We start from the raw sequence: 16,346 nt of genomic DNA on the forward strand, positions 1-16,346 counted from the left end.
TGCCACGCTAGCGCCGCGAGCGTCGCCCGCACACCGCTGAAAGCCGGTCCACGTTACGGTTGCGCGTTTTCGATTGCTAGGCATGGGGGCGGCAACACGGTACCATCATGGCTCCCGCTTCCACGGACTCAACGACGCGACAAAAGAATGGAATATCAAAGCTGGATGTGCCTGATTTGCGGCTGGATTTACGACGAAGAGGCCGGCTTGCCGGACGAAGGCATTGCGCCGGGCACGCGCTGGGAAGACGTGCCCATCAACTGGACGTGTCCGGAGTGCGGAGCGCGCAAGGAAGACTTCGAAATGGTCCAGATCTGAAGTTGGGCAAGCCACCGGCGTCGGCTGGCCGGCCGTTGCCTGGCTGATCGATGGTTCCGGCGCCGCGGTTTGACGGGTTCATGCGACACGCCGCATGCGGCGCCGCCAAAACCTCGTCCCGAGGTTCGATCCCGAAATTCAGCGGCGTCATTCGCCGCGTAATTCCTGCAATCGCTTGAAGCGTCCGGCGCGGCCGGTGCCCGTCTGAGCGCGCCGGCGCGGAACATCGCAGCGCGCGTCGTGTCGCAACGGTAGTCTGTCATTGTCCTGTCGCCGGTTCGCGCGTTGGCCGATCACTCAGCACGCGGCGCGAAGCGACGGCCCCGTCAGCTTCGTGTCGCCTGCCCATGACTTTTCGATCCGCAGCACCCGTTTCCATCGATGCACTGCCGAACCCGCGCGGCGGCGCGGTCCGCCCCGCGGAACTGGCGCTCGCCGAGGCGTCGCTCGCGTTCGAGCAGCGCGACGAGAGCGGTGCCGCGCTGCTGCGCGCGTCGCACGCGCTGCGCACGGCGGGCTGGCTCAGCGCCCAGCGTTTCGCCGACACGCTCGTGCGGCTGTCGCCGCTCGCGTGCGGCGAGCCAACCGAAGCGGAAGGCGCGCGGCCGGTGTTCGGCGCGGCGCTGCACGACTTCCGCGCGGCGCTCGAGCGCCACAACCTGCGCGAGCTCAGTTGCTCGCCGACGCTGTTCGACCACTATCGCGAGCTGTGCGCGCAACTGGTCGAACCCGCGCCGGGCTCCGCCGTCGCGTTCGAAGACCTCGCGCTGTACGGGCGGCCGGTGCCGCCGGCGTCGCTGCACGTGCAATCGGCCGATCAGCTTGCCCATCTGCGGGCACGCTACGAGCGCGCGTTGCTGCCGGTGCTGCGCTCGCAGGCCGACACGGGCAGCGCGGTGGCGCTCGCGGTCACGAATGCCGCGCTCGACGAGCTCGACGCCGTGTTCGTCGAACTGGCTGGCCCCGATCCCTATGATTTCTGGCGGCTCGCGCGCGCCTGCGCCAAGGCGCTGCGCGCGCGCGGCCACGCGATCCGCGATATCGAGGCACGGCGCTTTTACGCGCGCTGCAACCTGGCGCTCGCCGATCACGCGCGCGGCATCGAGCGCGCGCCGCGTTCGCTGGTGCGCGCGACGCTCGCGCTGCTGTGGCGCGATTACGCGCTGTTCGGCGCGGCGCCGCAAGACGCCGACCAGGTCGAGGTGTTGCACGACTACGGCTTGACGGTCGACTGGCACGTCGCCGGCACGCAGTCCTCGGAAGCGCTGTGGGAGGCGGGCGCGCTCGAGGCGCAGGCGCTGCCGCACACGCGCGATCTCGGCGTGCTGAGCGTCAACGCGAGCGCGTATGAAGACTTCCTGCAGAGCGCCGACGCGTCGATCGAGGCGCTCGCCGCCCATGCCCGTGCGGCCGATCAGCCGGAGAAGGCCGACCCGAGCGAAGCGCTGCAGGCGGGCGACGCCGCCTACCGGCTCGGCTCGGCCGCTTGCGCGCTCGGCCTCGGTCACGTCGCGCTGCTTGCCGATGCGCTCGGTCTCGCATGGCGGCGTCGCGCGCATGCGGGCGTCGCGACGCCGGCGGTGCGCGCGCACGTGATCGTCGGCGCGCCGCCCGCCGATACGCTCGAACAGGCCGCCGAGGCCTTGCGCGCGACGCTGCACAAGGTCGCCGCGGGCGTCGCGCCGGTCCGCGGCAGCCTCACGCAGGCGGCGCTCGGCGCGCTCACGCGCGCGATCGAGCAGGGCGGCGCGTGAAGCGCGGCCCGCGCCGCGCCGAACGCGCGACGTGGCCCGCGACTTGCGTCCGTAACGTCTCGACTCACGCGCACACGACGGGCAGAAGCCCATTGTGACAACACACCTTCCCGCCGCTTCGCGACGCCCGCCGAACGCGCCGTTCTGCGCGGTGTTTCGGCGCCTGATCGCGAGATGGCGCGAGTCGCGCGCGTGATAGAGTGCAACTTGATCCGGCGTCGATGGCGCGGCACGTCGCATGCAGCGCAACGCGCTGCAGCGCTCAAAGCAGCCCGCCATCCCGCATCGTCTTTGCTAAAATCCGAACTATGTCCAAGAGTACCGATCGCATCAATCTGACCAACCAGTTCCTGATCGCCATGCCGAACATGGCCGATCCGACATTTTCAGGAACGGTGGTCTACCTTTGCGATCACAGTGAGCGCGGCGCGCTCGGCCTCGTGATCAACCGGCCGACCGATATCGACCTGCAGGCGCTCTTCAATCGCATCGATCTGAAGCTCGAGATCGAACCGCTTCTCCATGTTCCCGTGTATTTCGGCGGCCCGGTGCAAACCGAGCGCGGTTTCGTGCTGCACGATCCGAAAGGCGGCAGCGCGTACACGTCGTCGATGTCGGTGCCCGGCGGGCTCGAAATGACCACGTCGAAAGACGTCCTCGAAGCCGTCGCGAGCGGCACCGGCCCGGAACGCTTTCTGTTGACGCTTGGCCATGCCGGTTGGGGCGCCGGTCAGCTCGAGGACGAAATCTCGAAGAATGGCTGGCTGACCGTCGAGGCCGATCCGAAGATCGTCTTCGACGTGCCCGCTGAAGATCGTCTCGAAGCGGCGCTCGCGCTGCTCGGCGTGTCGCTGTCGATGCTCTCGGGCGAGGCCGGGCACGCATGAGGGGCCGCGCATGACTGTGCCGGCCGGACGTGAGGCGACGCTGCTTGCGTTCGACTACGGAGAGAAACGCATCGGCGTCGCGGTCGGCAATTCGCTGACGCGCCGCGCGCGGCCGCTCGTCGTGGTGCAGAACCGCAGCAAGGAGTATCGCTTCGAAGCACTCGGCAAGCTGATCGCCGAATGGAAGCCCGATGCGCTGGTGGTCGGCTTGCCGATGCACCCCGACGGCACGCCGCACGAACGCACGCAACTCGCGAAGCGCTTCGGCAACCAGTTGAACGGCCGCTTCAATCTGCCGGTCACGTGGGTCGACGAGCGCTACTCGTCGGTCGAGGCCGAGGCGGAAATCCGCGCCGGCAACGCCCGCGCCGACATGCTCGATGCCGAAGCCGCGAGCATCATCCTCCAGCAATATCTTGACGGACTTTCCGACGATCATGAGTTCCATTGACGCCGAAGCGCTGTATCGCGCGTTGCTCGACCAGATTCGCGCGGCGTACGGCGACCATCTCGCCGCCACGCAAGACGGTGCCGAAGCGGCGGTACTGGCCGGTATCCATAGCGGCGGCGCGTGGATCGCCGGGCGGCTCGCGCGTGACCTGAAGCTGGCGAGCTTCGGCGTGGTGAACGTCGCGCTGCATCGCGACGACTACGCGAAGAAAGGGCTGCACGCGCAGGCGAGCCCGACCTCGCTGCCGTTCGCGGTCGACGGCCGCCGCATCGTGTTGGTCGATGACGTGCTGTACACGGGCCGCACGATTCGCGCGGCGGTGAACGAGCTGTATGACTATGGCCGGCCGGCATCGGTCGAACTCGCGGTGCTCGCCGATCGGGGCGGACGCGAGTTGCCGGTGGCGGCGCGCTTCGTCGGTGGCGTGGTCGACGTACCCGCCGACGCGACGCTCGTACTGGCCCGTGAAGACGACGGCGCCGGCGGCCAGCGGTTTTCTTTTCACACTGAGGCACGCGTCGATTGAAACGCGCGTGAGCGGCGTGTCGACGCGACCTCGATCACGTCGAAGCCCGTATTTGACGCAGGTACATCATGAACACGGCCACCCAGGCTCCGCAAGATTCCTCCGCCAGCGCATCCGAGCGCTTCCGCTACGGCTTCCTGAAGGGCAACCCGCAGCTCACGAAGAACGGCGAGCTCAAACATCTGCTGTCGATCGAGGGGCTGCCGAAGGCCATCGTCAATCACATTCTCGAGACCGCCGACCAGTTCGTCAGCGTGACCGATCGGGAAGTGAAGAAGGTGCCGCTGTTGCGCGGCAAGTCGGTGTTCAACCTGTTCTTCGAGAACTCGACGCGCACGCGCACCACGTTCGAGATCGCGGCCACGCGGCTGTCGGCCGACGTGCTGAACCTGAACATCAACGCGTCGTCGACGAGCAAGGGCGAATCGCTGCTCGACACGATCAACAACCTGTCGGCCATGCACGCGGATCTGTTCGTCGTGCGTCATGCGTCGAGCGGCGCGCCGTTCCTGATCGCGCAGCACTGCGCGCCGCACGTGCACGTGATCAACGCCGGTGACGGCCGTCACGCGCACCCGACGCAGGGTCTGCTCGACATGTACACGATCCGCCACTACAAGAAGGACTTCACCGGGCTGCGCGTGGCGATCGTCGGCGACATCCTGCATTCGCGCGTCGCGCGCTCGGACATTCATGCGCTGACCACGCTCGGCGTGCCCGAGGTGCGTGCGATCGGGCCGCGCACGCTGCTGCCGGGCGGCCTCGAACAGATGGGCGTGCGCGTGTTCCACAACCTCGACGAAGGCCTGAAGGACGTCGACGTGATCATCATGCTGCGCCTGCAGAACGAACGCATGAGCGGCGCGCTGCTGCCGTCGTCGCAGGAGTACTTCAAGAGCTGGGGGCTCACGCCCGAGCGTCTCGCGCTCGCCGCCCCCGATGCGATCGTGATGCACCCCGGCCCGATGAATCGCGGTGTCGAGATCGACTCGCAGGTCGCGGACGGCCCGCAATCGGTGATCCTGAATCAGGTCACGTTCGGTATCGCGGTGCGCATGGCGGTGATGGGGATCGTCGCGGGCAACAACGACTAAGCAACGACTGATCAGGAAGCCGAACATAGGCTGAACCGCAGGTTTAACAAAGGCAGCGCATGAAGATTCATATTCAAGGCGGCACGCTGATCGATCCGGCAGCGGGCACCGAACAGCAGCAGGACGTCTTTATCGAGGCGGGCAAGATCGCCGCCCTCGGCAACGCGCCGGCCGGCTTTCAGGCCGAGCGCACGATCGACGCACGCGGCCTCTTTATCGCGCCGGGTCTCGTCGATCTATGCGCGCGTTTGCGCGAACCGGGCTACGAGCACAAGGCGACGCTCGGCTCCGAAATGGCCGCGGCGCTCGCGGGCGGCGTGACGAGTCTCGTGTGTCCGCCGGACACCGATCCGATGCTCGACGAACCGGGCCTCGTCGAGATGCTGAAGTTCCGCGCGCGCAACCTGAACAAGGCGCACGTGCATCCGCTCGGCGCGCTGACGGTCGGTCTCAAAGGGCAGGTCATCACCGAGATGGTCCAGCTGACCGAGGCGGGCTGTGTCGGCTTTTCGCAGGCCGATACGCCGATCGTCGACACCCAGGTGTTGATGCGCGCGCTGCAATACGCGAAGACTTATGGCTTCACTGTCTGGCTGCGTCCCGTCGATGCGTACCTCAGCAAGGGCGGCGTCGCCGCGAGCGGCGCGCTGGCGTCGCGGCTCGGGCTGTCGGGCGTGCCGGTGGCGGCCGAAACGATCGCGCTGCATACGATCTTCGAACTCGTGCGCGTGACCGGCGCGCGCGTGCACGTTTCGCATGTGTCGTCGGCGGCGGGCGTCGCGCTCATGCGCGAGGCGAAGGGCGAGGGGCTGCCGGTGTCGTGCGACGTCACCGTAAACCACGTGCATCTGATCGACCTCGACATCGGTTATTTCGACGCGCAGTTCCGGCTCGATCCGCCGCTGCGTCAGCAACGCGACCGCGAAGCGATCCGCGCGGGCCTCGTCGACGGCACGATCGACGCGATCTGCTCGGCGCACACGCCGGTCGACGACGACGAAAAACTGCTGCCGTTCGCCGAAGCGACGCCGGGCGCAACCGGCCTCGAGCTGTTCCTGTCGCTGACGGTGAAGTGGGCCGACGAAGCGGGCGTGCCGCTCGCGAGCGCGCTCAATCGCATCACGGCGGCGCCGGCGCAGGTGCTCGGCCTCGAAGCGGCTGGCCGCATCGCGCCCGGCGCGGTGGCCGACCTCTGTGTGTTCGACCGTCACGCTCACTGGCGCGTCGAGCCGCGTGCGCTGAAAAGCCAGGGGCACAACACGCCGTTCCTCGGCTACGAGCTGCCGGCGCGGGTGCGCGCGACCGTGGTGTCCGGTCAGCTCGCGTACGAACAGCGCTGAACGGTATCGTTTCGGTCTAGTCAAGGAAAGCTCCGGCCATGAAGCTCGCGTTACGCAAGGTCCGTCTGATCACGCATCTGCTGCACGGCATGTGGACCGTCGCGACGCGCTTTCCGAACGCGAGCGCCGAGCGGCGTCACGCGCTCAACCGCGCGTGGTCGCTGAAGATGCTGCGTCTGTGCGGCATGCGCCTCGTCGTGCATAACGACGCGGTGCGGCTCGATCGTGGCGCGCTCGTCGTCGCCAATCACATCTCGTGGATCGACATCTACGTGATCAATGCGTGGCGGCCTACGCCGTTCGTGTCGAAGGCGGAGATCCGTCAATGGCCGGTGGTCGGCTGGCTCGCGCAGCAGCTCGACACCGTGTTCATTCAGCGCGACAAGCGCAGCGACGCGAAGCGGATCATGCACGAACTCGCCGCTCGGCTCAGCGCGGGCGAGCTGATGTGCGTGTTCCCCGAAGGCACGACGTCGAATGGCCTCGCGTTGCTGCCGTTTCACGCGAACATGTTCCAGGCCGCGGTGTCGGCTGGCGTGCCGGTGCAGCCGCTGTGCATCATGTACGAGGACGCGCAGGGCCGGCAGTCGACGGCACCGGCGTATATCGACGATCTGTCGTTGTCCGATTCGCTCGACATGCTGTTGCGCGGCGCTCCGCTGACCGCCCACGTGTATGTCGGCGCACCGCTCGCGCCGGACGCGGACCGGCGTGCGCTCGCGGCGCGAGCGCAGCACGTGGTGGCGGGCGCGCTGCGGGAGATGCAGGCTGGCAACGCGGTGGCGGGGACGGTCGCGGAAGAGGGCGAGGTTGCGGCTGCTGCGTCGCCGGAAACGTTGATCGAGCCCGTCGATCAGCCGCGCCGCTCGGCCTGAGCAGCGGCGCTGCCGCGCAGCGCCGTTTTCCGTTTAATTTGCGCCGCGCTGCACGCCGCACGAACCGCAATCGACCTGCGTCAACGTCCGCTCGGCCGGATCTCGCGCGAGCCGTACCGCCGACAGCTTCGCTCCCCACACGCAACCCGAGTCGAGGCCGATCAGGTTGTCGCGCAACACCAGGCCGAGCGCGGCCCAATGACCGAACACGACGGTCACGTCGGCGGTCTTGCGCGACGGCACGTCGAACCACGGCATGCAGCCGCTCGGCGTGCAGGCGAGCGTGCCGCTGCTGCTGAAATCCATCACGCCATCGGCGTTGCAAAAGCGCATGCGCGTCAACGCGCTGCACGTGACACGAAGACGCTCGATACCCTTCAGGCCCGGCGTCCAGCGATTCGGCTCGTTGCCGTACAAGCCGGCAAGCGTCTCTTTCCAGCTCGGCGCGCGCAGCGCGCGTTGCAACTCGTCGGCGAGTTCGAGCGTCAGCGTCGCATCCCATTGCGGCAGCACGCCTGCATGCACCATCAGCATGCCGTTGTCGAAATGCGCGAGCGGCCGGTGGCGTATCCACTCGATCAGGTCGGCGGCGTCGGGCGCGGCGAGAATGTCTTCGATGGTGTCGCCTTTCTTCGACTTGCGAATCCCCGCCGACACCGACAGCAGATGCAGATCGTGATTGCCGAGCACCGGCACCGCGCGTTCGCCGAGCGCGATCACGTCGCGCAATGTGTCGAGCGAATCGGGGCCGCGGTTGATCAGATCGCCGGCGAACCACAGCGGCGTGCCGTCCGGCGGCGCGGCTTTGGCGAGCAGTTGCTGAAACGGTCCGCGGCAGCCTTGCAGATCGCCGAAAGCAAGAGGGACGAGCGGAGCGGACGGGCTGGAAGCGTTGAAGGGTGTCATCGAGGAAATCAAAAACGATTCGGTACGCGCGGTGTTGCACGACGCGTGCCACGCTGGGCAGCCCAGCAAGCTAGCGTGACATAATAGCCCGTTTGGGGTTCGGATATCGCGCGGTCCCGTCCCGGGACGCGGCTGGAACGCCGCCGCGACTCGGCAAGGCGGCACCCACGCATCGACCGCGCGCGCTATTCCAATACAACAACAGGATGACTCTCTCGTGAACGAAGCCAGCATGTCGTCTCCCGCGGTGAAGCAATCATTTCGCACGCTCGTCACCGGTGCGAGCGGTTTTACCGGCCGCTATCTGGTCGAGAAGCTGAACGGGCGCGGCCATACCGTGATCGAAGCGGTGTCCGGGCGCGACGAGCCCGATACGCCGACACGCGTCAAACTCGACATCACGTCGCCGGATGCATGCCGGCGCGTGCTCGATACCGTGCGTCCCGATTACATTGTGCATCTGGCCGCAATCAGCTTCGTGGGTCACAACGATCCGCTCGACTTCTATCGCGTCAACGTGGTCGGCACGCAGAATCTGATCGAAGCCTGCGCAGCGATCGGCCATGTGCCGCGCAAGCTGCTGATCGCGAGCAGCGCGAACGTGTACGGCAACGTCAGCAGCGCCGCGATCGACGAGAGCTTCCCGCTCACGCCGGTCAATCACTACGCGGCCAGCAAGGCGGCCATGGAAGCGCTGGTGCGCACATGGTTCGACCGCCTGCCGATCCTGATCGTGCGGCCGTTCAACTACACTGGCCGCGGCCAGGCCGTCAACTTCCTCGTGCCGAAGATCGTCAGCCACTTCGCGCGGCGCGCGGCGTCGATCGAACTCGGCAATATCGACATCGCGCGCGACTTCTCGGACGTGCGTTATGTGGCGAGCGCGTACGAGGCGCTGCTCGACGCCGACGTCGCCGCCGAAATCGTCAACGTCTGCACCGGCACACCGTATTCGTTGCGTCAAATCCTCACGACCGCGAGTGAACTCACCGGTCACGACATCGAAGTCCAGGTCAATCCTGCCTTTGTCCGGCAAACGGACGTCAGGATGCTCGCCGGCTCGCCCGCCAGATTGCGCGCGCTGGTGCCGGCGGTCGAATCGATTCCGTTCATCGATACGCTGCGCTGGATGCTCGCGGCCTGAGCCCCGTCGCACACGACGCGGCGCGCATCATGAAAAGCATCAAAATGCGCGTAACCGCACCGAAAAATCGCATTTGATGGGATAACGGCAACGAATTCTGTCAAGCTGTTTCAAGTTGTTAGGGTTCTAGTTTTTGCACTGGGCGGCTTTATAATTGGGGCTTCCTAAAATTGGCGTTTGAGTGTCCACGCTCCGGGCGGGCACGACAGGCGGCTACAGAAACGGACACCACCATGCGGGGTGAGGCAGGCTGCAAGCTCTTGGCTGCCTGTCACTAACATCGACAAGGGAATTACATGATCCTGGTAACGGGCGGTGCCGGCTTTATCGGCGCCAATTTCGTGCTCGACTGGCTGAATGCGTCGGATGAAGCGGTGCTCAACGTAGACAAGCTGACCTACGCGGGCAACCTGGGCACGCTGAAGTCGCTACAGGGCAATTCCAAACACATTTTCGCGCGCGTCGACATTTGCGATCGCGCCGCGCTCGACGCGCTATTGGCCGAACACAAGCCGCGCGCCGTGCTGCATTTCGCGGCCGAGAGCCATGTGGATCGCTCGATTCACGGTCCGGCCGATTTCGTGCAAACCAACGTGGTCGGCACCTTCACGCTGCTCGAAGCGACGCGCAGCTACTGGAACACGCTGGGCGAAGCGGAGCGCGCCGCGTTCCGCTTCCTGCACGTGTCGACCGACGAAGTGTTCGGCTCGCTGTCCGCTACCGATCCGCAATTCTCCGAAACCACGCCGTACGCGCCGAATAGCCCCTATTCGGCGACCAAGGCCGGCTCGGATCACCTCGTGCGCGCCTATCATCACACGTACGGCCTGCCGGTGCTGACCACCAATTGCTCGAACAACTATGGCCCGTACCAGTTCCCCGAGAAGCTGATCCCGCTGATGATCGCCAATGCGCTCGGCGGCAAGCCGCTGCCGGTGTATGGCGATGGGCAGAACGTACGCGACTGGCTGTACGTCGGCGACCATTGCAGCGCGATCCGTGAAGTGCTCGCGCGCGGCACGCCGGGCGAGACGTACAACGTCGGCGGCTGGAACGAGAAGAAGAATCTCGAGGTCGTGCACACGCTGTGCGACCTGCTCGACCAGCAACGTCCGAAGGCGGCCGGCTCGTATCGCGACCAGATCACCTATGTGACGGATCGTCCGGGTCACGATCGCCGTTACGCAATCGACGCCCGCAAGCTCGAGCGCGAACTCGGCTGGAAGCCGGCGGAAACGTTCGAGACGGGCCTCGCCAAAACGGTCCAGTGGTATCTCGACAACCATCAATGGGTCGACGAAGTCGCTTCGGGCGAATACCGGAAGTGGGTCGAGACCAACTACGCGCAGCGCGCGTAAAGGCACGGCAATGGCGCGCAAAGGCATTATTCTCGCGGGTGGTTCGGGCACCCGCCTGTATCCGATCACGCACGTCGTCTCCAAGCAGCTGCTGCCGGTGTACGACAAGCCGATGATCTACTACCCGCTGTCCACGCTGATGGTGGCGGGTATTCGCGACGTGCTGATCATCTCCACGCCGCAGGACACACCGCGCTTCGAGGCGATGCTCGGCGACGGCAGCCAGTGGGGCATGAACATCCAGTACGCGGTGCAGCCGTCGCCGGATGGGCTCGCGCAGGCGTTCATCATCGGCCGCAAGTTCGTGAACAACGATCCGTCGGCGTTGATTCTCGGCGACAATATTTTCTACGGCCACGATCTCGCGAAGCAACTCGAGCGCGCCGACGATCAAACCGACGGCGCGACCGTGTTTGCCTATCACGTGCAGGACCCGGAGCGCTACGGCGTGGTCGAATTCGACCAGCAGTTCCGCGCGTTGTCGATCGAGGAAAAGCCCGCGAAGCCGCGTTCGAACTACGCGGTCACCGGTCTGTACTTCTACGACAAGCAGGTCTGCGACATCGCCGCCGACATCAAGCCGTCGCCGCGCGGCGAGCTCGAAATCACCGACGTGAACTCGCGCTACCTCGCGAACGCGGCGCTGAACGTCGAGATCATGGGCCGCGGTTATGCGTGGCTCGACACCGGCACGCACGATTCGCTGATCGAAGCCGCGACCTTCATCGCGACGCTGCAAAAGCGCCAGGGTCTGGTGGTCGCGTGTCCGGAAGAGATCGCGTACCGGCGTCAGTGGATCGACGGCGAGCAGCTGCTCGCGCTCGCCAAGCCGCTCGCGAAGAATGCCTACGGGCAATACCTGCAAAACATTCTCACGGATCACGTCGCATGGCCATCCAGGTAACCGCTACCGCGCTGCCCGAAGTCAAGATCATCGAGCCGAAGGTGTTCGGCGATGCGCGCGGCTTCTTCTTCGAAAGCTTCAACGCGCTCGAATTCGCCGAGAAGGTCGAGGCGGGCGTCGAGTTCGTGCAAGACAATCACTCGCGTTCGGCGAGAGGCGTGCTGCGCGGTCTGCACTATCAGATCCAGCACGCGCAGGGCAAACTCGTGCGCGTGGTCGAGGGTGAAGTGTTCGACGTCGCCGTCGACATCCGCAAGCGCTCGCCGAACTTCGGCAAGTGGGTCGGCGTGACGCTGTCGGTCGAGAACCATCGGCAACTGTGGGTGCCGCCCGGTTTCGCGCACGGCTTCGTCGTGCTGTCGGAATCCGCGCAGTTCCTCTACAAGACCACGGATTATTGGTTTCCCGAGCACGAGCGCAGCATCGCGTGGAACGATCCGGCGATCGGTATCGAATGGCCGATCGACTTCGAGCCGTTGCTCGCGGCCAAGGATGCGGCGGGCAAGCGTCTCGCCGACGCCGAAGTCTACGCATAAGGGGATCGCATGAGCGCACGTGAAGCGAAACGGACGATTCTCGTTACCGGTGTAAATGGCCAGGTCGGTTATGAGCTCGCGCGCACGCTGCAAGGGCTCGGCAACGTGGTCGCGGTCGACCGCTCGCGGCTCGACCTATCGAACCTCGATCAGATTCGCTCGGTGGTGCGCGACGTGCGTCCCGCGCTGATCGTCAATCCGGCCGCTTATACCGCGGTTGACAAGGCCGAAGAAGAGCGCGATCTCGCGATGCGGATCAACGGCGAAGCACCTGGCGTGCTCGCCGAGGAAGCGAAAAAGCTCGGCGCCGCGCTGATCCACTATTCGACCGACTACGTGTTCAACGGCACGAAGGAAGGCGCGTACGTCGAAGACGATCCGACCGATCCGCAGAACGTCTACGGCCGCAGCAAGCTCGCGGGCGAGCAGGCAATCGCCGCGAGCGGCGCGAACCACCTGGTGTTGCGCACGAGCTGGGTGTACGGCACGCGCGGCAAGAACTTTCTGCTGACGATGCTGCGGCTCGGCGCCGATCGTCCCGAGTTGAAGGTGGTGGCCGACCAGTTCGGCGCGCCCACCTGGTGCAACACGATCGCGACGCTGAGCGCGCATCTGTGCGCCCAGTCCTTCGCCGCCGAAGACGGCGCGAAGTGGTGGAGCGAGCGCTCGGGCGTCTATCACCTGTGCGCGGGCGACTCGACGTCGTGGCACGGCTTCGCGTCGGCGATCTTCGAACTCGCGGATTTGCCGAACAAGCCGACCACGCTGCCGATTCCCGCCGCGGATTACCCGACGCCCGCGAAGCGCCCAGCCAATTCCAGAATGTCGAACGACAAGCTGGCGCGCGTGTTCGGGCTCGCCGCGCCGCATTGGCGCGACGCGCTGAAGCTGTGTCTGACGGACGGTTTTCCGAAGTCGCCGGCGGTGCGCGCCTGATTCGCGGATTCGACGCGGGGGCGCGAGCGCCGCTGTGGCAAACGAAACACAATCGGACGATCGTTCCCTGACAATGATGAAAGGGGGCAGCGGTAGAATGTTGCTCGACTGAAGGGCGCGCTGGGCGCGGATTCGACGGTCTATGCGCAGAAGATTGCAAACGTGTGCGTCAACCGTGCGCAAGCCAATATGGCCACGTAATAAATACGGTATCGAGAGGGAGCTGTGAGTTTGTTACCGATCATTCTGTGCGGCGGAGCGGGATCGCGGCTGTGGCCGGTTTCGCGCGAATCCCACCCGAAGCCGTTCATCCGTCTCGCGGACGGCGAAAGCCTACTGCAGAAAGCCTTCCTGCGCGCGGTCGCGTTGCCCGACGTGAAGGAAGTGCTCACGGTAACGAACCGTGAGCTGTTTTTCAAGACCGAAGACGATTTCCGCGAGGTGAACGGCAAGCACATCGCGATCTCGTTCATTCTGGAACCGTTCGGCCGCAACACGGCCGCGGCGGTCGCCACGGCGGCCTTGCATATCGCGAAGGTGCATGGCGAAGACACGGTGATGCTGGTGCTCGCCGCCGATCATCTGATCGCCGATCAAACCGCCTTCGCCGCAGCGGTCGCGCGTGCGCAGACGCTGGCGCAGGCCGGCAAGGTGGTGACCTTCGGCATGCATCCGGACACGCCCGAAACCGGCTACGGCTATATCGAAGCCGATGGCGAGCGGGTCGTGCGCTTCGTCGAGAAGCCGTCGCTGGAGAAGGCCCGCGAGTATCTGGCGTCGGGCAAGTTCGTGTGGAACTCGGGCATGTTCTGCTTCACCGCGGGCACGATCCTGAAGGAGATGCGCGAGCACTGTCCGGACATTCTCGATGCCGCGGCCGAATGCATGGACAAGTCGCCGTCCGCCGAAGGCAAGAGCGGCGCGCAGGTGCGTCTCGATCCGGGCTGCTTCGGCGCGGTGCCGGAGCTGTCGTTCGACTACGCGGTGATGGAGAAGTGCGAGCACGCGGCGGTCGTGTGCTGCGACCTCGGCTGGACCGACGTCGGGTCGTGGACCGCGCTGTCCGACCTGTCGCCGGCCGATGCGAGCGGCAACCGCGTCGAAGGCGAGGCGCTGCTGGTCGACGTGAAGAACTCGTATCTGCGCAGCGGCGGGCGCCTGATCGGCGCGATCGGCGTCGATGACCTGATCGTGATCGATACGCCCGACGCGCTGCTCGTCGCGCACCGGGACCGCGCGCAGGATGTGAAGCAGATTTTCGCGGAACTGAAGTCGCGCGGGCACGAGACATACAAGGTGCATCGCACCGTGCACCGGCCGTGGGGCACCTACTCGGTGCTCGAAGAGGGGCCGCGCTTCAAGATCAAGCGCATCGAGGTGAAGCCGGGCGCGAGCCTGAGCCTGCAGATGCATCATCACCGCAACGAGCATTGGGTCGTGGTGAGTGGCATGGCGAAGGTCGTCAACGGCGAGAAGGAATTCTTCGTGTCGACCAACGAATCGACCTACATCCCGGCGGGTCACAAACATCGCCTCGAAAATCCGGGCGTCGTCGAGCTCGTGATGATCGAAGTGCAAAGCGGCGAATATCTGGGCGAAGACGATATCGTTCGCTTCGAAGACATTTACGGACGTACTTGAGATGGATATCAGTTTCACCAACGACTCGGAAGACCTGACACGTCACAACGAGCACGACGATCTGCTGGTCGGCATGAAGGCGGTGCGGGTCTGGGGCACGCTCGGCTGGCACGACATCCGGCAGCGTTATCGCCGCTCGGTGCTCGGGCCGTTCTGGTTCACGCTGAGCACGATCATCATGGTGGTCGTGCTCGGCGCGTTGTATTCGACGCTGCTGCACCAGGAACTCTCCGACTACCTGCCGTATCTCGCGGTGGGTCTCGTCGTGTGGGCGTATCTGGCGTCGGTCGCCAACGAAGGCTGCATGGCCTTCATCGGCTCGGCGTATCTGATCAAGCAGATCAGGCTGCCACTGACGGTCCACGTTTGCCGCATCGCGTGGCGCAACTTCGTGATCCTGCTGCATAGCCTGCCGGTCGTGGTCGTGCTGCTGATCGTGTTCGGTCACTGGCCGGGCTGGGAAATCGTGCTGGTGCCGTTCGCGCTCGTGATCCTGCTGATGCACGGCGTGTGGCTCGGCGTCACGCTCGGCGTGCTGTGCGCACGCTTTCGCGACATTCCGCCGATCGTCACGAACCTGATCCAGGTCGTGTTCTTCTTCACGCCGGTCATGTGGTCGCCGGAAATCCTGAAGGACCGCGCGTGGGTCGCCGATTACAACCCGCTGTATCACCTGATCGAAACGGTGCGCGCGCCGCTCACCGGCCGCCCGACCTACTGGGACTCGTGGGCGTGGTCGATTGGTCTCCTGATCGTCGGTTTTGCGTTCGCGCAGTTCCTGATGAAGCGTTTCCGTAATCGCGTTCCTTACTGGCTTTGATATTGTGAGTTCTTCATCGATTGTCGCTCGTAACATCTCCGTCGAATTTCCGATTTACGAGAACTCGCATCGCTCGCTGAAAAAGGCGGTGCTCAATCTGACGACGGGCGGCCGGATCGGCCAGGACGCGGGTCGCCATGCGATCGTCCGCGCGATCGACGACCTGAGCTTCACCTTCGGCGAAGGCGAGCGCATCGGCCTGATCGGCCACAACGGCTCGGGCAAGACGACGCTGTTGCGCACGCTGTCGGGCGTCTATGCGCCGGTGCGAGGTGAGCTGAAGGTGCAGGGCAAGGTCGCCTCGCTGCTCGACGTGTCGATGGGCCTCGACCCCGACGCAACCGGCTTCGAGAACATCTATCTGCGCGGCATTCTCGATGGGCTGAAGCCCGCGCGCATCCGCAGCAAGATCGACGAGATCGCCGACTTCAGCGAACTGGGCGACTACCTGAATCTGCCGGTACGCACCTATTCGAGCGGGATGATGCTGCGCCTCGCGTTCGCGATCTCGACGAGCGTCGAAGCCGACATCCTGATCATGGACGAATGGCTGAGCGTCGGCGACGCCGAGTTCAGCGTGAAGGCGGCCGAGCGTCTGGAAGGTCTCGTCGGCAAGGCGGCGCTGCTGGTGGTGGCGTCGCACGATCCGTCGCTGGTCGCGCGCGTGTGCAACCGCAAGATCTCGATGGAGCACGGCAAGATGGTCGCCGACGAACCCGTGCTGCCGCCGGAAAAAACCGACGAGCCGCTCATCAGCCACGCCGCGCAGTTGCCGCACTGAGCACGCGGGCGCGCGGCCGGCGCGGCGCCCGCGCCAGTCCCGCAGTTCAGCAACACCCTCGGGGCAGGCCCCGAG

At 65.4% G+C, this 16,346-nt stretch carries 17 protein-coding genes; 16 read left to right on the forward strand and 1 reads right to left on the reverse strand.

Going from position 1 to position 16,346, the window contains the following annotated elements:
* The first annotated feature begins 147 nt into the window (after nt 1-147).
* The 8 genes from OKW43_RS16980 (at nt 148) to OKW43_RS17015 (ending at nt 7,245) form a co-directional block, all read left to right on the forward strand.
* On the forward strand, nt 148-318 hold the full coding sequence (locus OKW43_RS16980) for a rubredoxin (RefSeq protein WP_006047743.1): 171 nt from the start codon (nt 148-150) through the stop codon (nt 316-318).
* Between the two features lie 347 nt (nt 319-665).
* Nucleotides 666-2,072 (forward strand): hypothetical protein, encoded by a 1,407-nt coding sequence (locus OKW43_RS16985; protein WP_187637327.1) that lies wholly within the window; start codon nt 666-668, stop codon nt 2,070-2,072.
* 308 nt (nt 2,073-2,380) lie between these two features.
* Nucleotides 2,381-2,959 carry a YqgE/AlgH family protein gene (locus OKW43_RS16990; protein WP_027196846.1) on the forward strand — a complete coding sequence of 193 codons (579 nt, stop codon included), beginning with the start codon at nt 2,381-2,383 and terminating at the stop codon, nt 2,957-2,959.
* Nucleotides 2,960-2,969: 10 nt separating this feature from the next.
* A complete protein-coding gene (ruvX, locus tag OKW43_RS16995) occupies nt 2,970-3,410 on the forward strand; it encodes a Holliday junction resolvase RuvX (RefSeq protein ID WP_187637328.1) in 441 nt (146 codons plus the stop codon).
* A complete protein-coding gene (gene pyrR / locus OKW43_RS17000; protein WP_187637329.1) occupies nt 3,397-3,936 on the forward strand; it encodes a bifunctional pyr operon transcriptional regulator/uracil phosphoribosyltransferase PyrR in 540 nt (179 codons plus the stop codon). Before ruvX ends, pyrR begins: the two co-directional genes overlap by 14 nt.
* Before the next feature lie 68 nt (nt 3,937-4,004).
* Nucleotides 4,005-5,030 (forward strand): aspartate carbamoyltransferase catalytic subunit, encoded by a 1,026-nt coding sequence (locus OKW43_RS17005; protein WP_187637330.1) that lies wholly within the window; start codon nt 4,005-4,007, stop codon nt 5,028-5,030.
* 59 nt (nt 5,031-5,089) lie between these two features.
* Entirely contained in the window at nt 5,090-6,370 is a 1,281-nt protein-coding gene (locus tag OKW43_RS17010; RefSeq protein WP_187637331.1) for a dihydroorotase, read from the forward strand.
* Between the two features lie 38 nt (nt 6,371-6,408).
* The gene (locus OKW43_RS17015) at nt 6,409-7,245 is read left to right on the forward strand and encodes a lysophospholipid acyltransferase family protein (protein WP_429448604.1); all 837 of its coding nucleotides are present in this window, start codon (nt 6,409-6,411) and stop codon (nt 7,243-7,245) included.
* Nucleotides 7,246-7,278: 33 nt separating this feature from the next.
* Here OKW43_RS17015 and OKW43_RS17020 read toward each other — a convergent pair whose 3' ends face one another.
* Nucleotides 7,279-8,151: a symmetrical bis(5'-nucleosyl)-tetraphosphatase gene (locus tag OKW43_RS17020; protein ID WP_429448606.1), complete on the reverse strand. Its 873-nt coding sequence runs from the start codon at nt 8,149-8,151 to the stop codon at nt 7,279-7,281.
* Between the two features lie 232 nt (nt 8,152-8,383).
* Between OKW43_RS17020 and OKW43_RS17025 the strand changes: the two genes are divergently transcribed.
* The 8 genes from OKW43_RS17025 (at nt 8,384) to OKW43_RS17060 (ending at nt 16,271) form a co-directional block, all read left to right on the forward strand.
* Entirely contained in the window at nt 8,384-9,295 is a 912-nt protein-coding gene (locus OKW43_RS17025) for a GDP-mannose 4,6-dehydratase (protein WP_429448608.1), read from the forward strand.
* Nucleotides 9,296-9,591: 296 nt separating this feature from the next.
* Complete coding sequence (gene rfbB / locus OKW43_RS17030) at nt 9,592-10,653, forward strand: dTDP-glucose 4,6-dehydratase (RefSeq protein WP_187637335.1); 1,062 nt, start codon at nt 9,592-9,594, stop codon at nt 10,651-10,653.
* Between the two features lie 10 nt (nt 10,654-10,663).
* On the forward strand, nt 10,664-11,557 hold the full coding sequence (gene rfbA / locus OKW43_RS17035) for a glucose-1-phosphate thymidylyltransferase RfbA (RefSeq protein WP_187637336.1): 894 nt from the start codon (nt 10,664-10,666) through the stop codon (nt 11,555-11,557).
* Nucleotides 11,542-12,093: a dTDP-4-dehydrorhamnose 3,5-epimerase gene (gene rfbC / locus OKW43_RS17040; RefSeq protein ID WP_187637337.1), complete on the forward strand. Its 552-nt coding sequence runs from the start codon at nt 11,542-11,544 to the stop codon at nt 12,091-12,093. Before rfbA ends, rfbC begins: the two co-directional genes overlap by 16 nt.
* 9 nt (nt 12,094-12,102) lie before the next feature.
* Nucleotides 12,103-13,029 carry a dTDP-4-dehydrorhamnose reductase gene (gene rfbD / locus OKW43_RS17045; protein WP_429448611.1) on the forward strand — a complete coding sequence of 309 codons (927 nt, stop codon included), beginning with the start codon at nt 12,103-12,105 and terminating at the stop codon, nt 13,027-13,029.
* Between the two features lie 225 nt (nt 13,030-13,254).
* Nucleotides 13,255-14,670 (forward strand): mannose-1-phosphate guanylyltransferase/mannose-6-phosphate isomerase, encoded by a 1,416-nt coding sequence (locus tag OKW43_RS17050; RefSeq protein WP_429448613.1) that lies wholly within the window; start codon nt 13,255-13,257, stop codon nt 14,668-14,670.
* A gap of 1 nt (nt 14,671) precedes the next feature.
* Nucleotides 14,672-15,490: an ABC transporter permease gene (locus tag OKW43_RS17055; RefSeq protein ID WP_429448615.1), complete on the forward strand. Its 819-nt coding sequence runs from the start codon at nt 14,672-14,674 to the stop codon at nt 15,488-15,490.
* Nucleotides 15,491-15,494: 4 nt separating this feature from the next.
* Complete coding sequence (locus tag OKW43_RS17060; protein WP_429448617.1) at nt 15,495-16,271, forward strand: ABC transporter ATP-binding protein; 777 nt, start codon at nt 15,495-15,497, stop codon at nt 16,269-16,271.
* The last annotated feature ends 75 nt before the right edge of the window (nt 16,272-16,346 follow it).

The sequence above is a fragment of the Paraburkholderia sp. WC7.3g genome (assembly GCF_050436345.1).
In the GTDB taxonomy this organism is placed as follows: domain Bacteria; phylum Pseudomonadota; class Gammaproteobacteria; order Burkholderiales; family Burkholderiaceae; genus Paraburkholderia; species Paraburkholderia podalyriae.

Bases quoted from the DNA above. Each gene is read 5' to 3' on its own strand.
- OKW43_RS17055 (WP_429448615.1), top strand. From the start codon at position 14,672: ATGGATATCAGTTTCACCAACGACTCGGAAGACCTGACACGTCACAAC.
- rfbC (WP_187637337.1), top strand. From the start codon at position 11,542: ATGGCCATCCAGGTAACCGCTACCGCGCTGCCCGAAGTCAAGATCATC.
- OKW43_RS17015 (WP_429448604.1), top strand. From the start codon at position 6,409: ATGAAGCTCGCGTTACGCAAGGTCCGTCTGATCACGCATCTGCTGCAC.
- rfbA (WP_187637336.1), top strand. From the start codon at position 10,664: ATGGCGCGCAAAGGCATTATTCTCGCGGGTGGTTCGGGCACCCGCCTG.
- OKW43_RS17005 (WP_187637330.1), top strand. From the start codon at position 4,005: ATGAACACGGCCACCCAGGCTCCGCAAGATTCCTCCGCCAGCGCATCC.
- OKW43_RS16985 (WP_187637327.1), top strand. From the start codon at position 666: ATGACTTTTCGATCCGCAGCACCCGTTTCCATCGATGCACTGCCGAAC.
- OKW43_RS17025 (WP_429448608.1), top strand. From the start codon at position 8,384: ATGTCGTCTCCCGCGGTGAAGCAATCATTTCGCACGCTCGTCACCGGT.
- OKW43_RS17010 (WP_187637331.1), top strand. From the start codon at position 5,090: ATGAAGATTCATATTCAAGGCGGCACGCTGATCGATCCGGCAGCGGGC.
- OKW43_RS16980 (WP_006047743.1), top strand. From the start codon at position 148: ATGGAATATCAAAGCTGGATGTGCCTGATTTGCGGCTGGATTTACGAC.
- OKW43_RS17020 (WP_429448606.1), bottom strand. From the start codon at position 8,151: ATGACACCCTTCAACGCTTCCAGCCCGTCCGCTCCGCTCGTCCCTCTT.
- ruvX (WP_187637328.1), top strand. From the start codon at position 2,970: ATGACTGTGCCGGCCGGACGTGAGGCGACGCTGCTTGCGTTCGACTAC.
- rfbB (WP_187637335.1), top strand. From the start codon at position 9,592: ATGATCCTGGTAACGGGCGGTGCCGGCTTTATCGGCGCCAATTTCGTG.
- pyrR (WP_187637329.1), top strand. From the start codon at position 3,397: ATGAGTTCCATTGACGCCGAAGCGCTGTATCGCGCGTTGCTCGACCAG.
- rfbD (WP_429448611.1), top strand. From the start codon at position 12,103: ATGAGCGCACGTGAAGCGAAACGGACGATTCTCGTTACCGGTGTAAAT.
- OKW43_RS16990 (WP_027196846.1), top strand. From the start codon at position 2,381: ATGTCCAAGAGTACCGATCGCATCAATCTGACCAACCAGTTCCTGATC.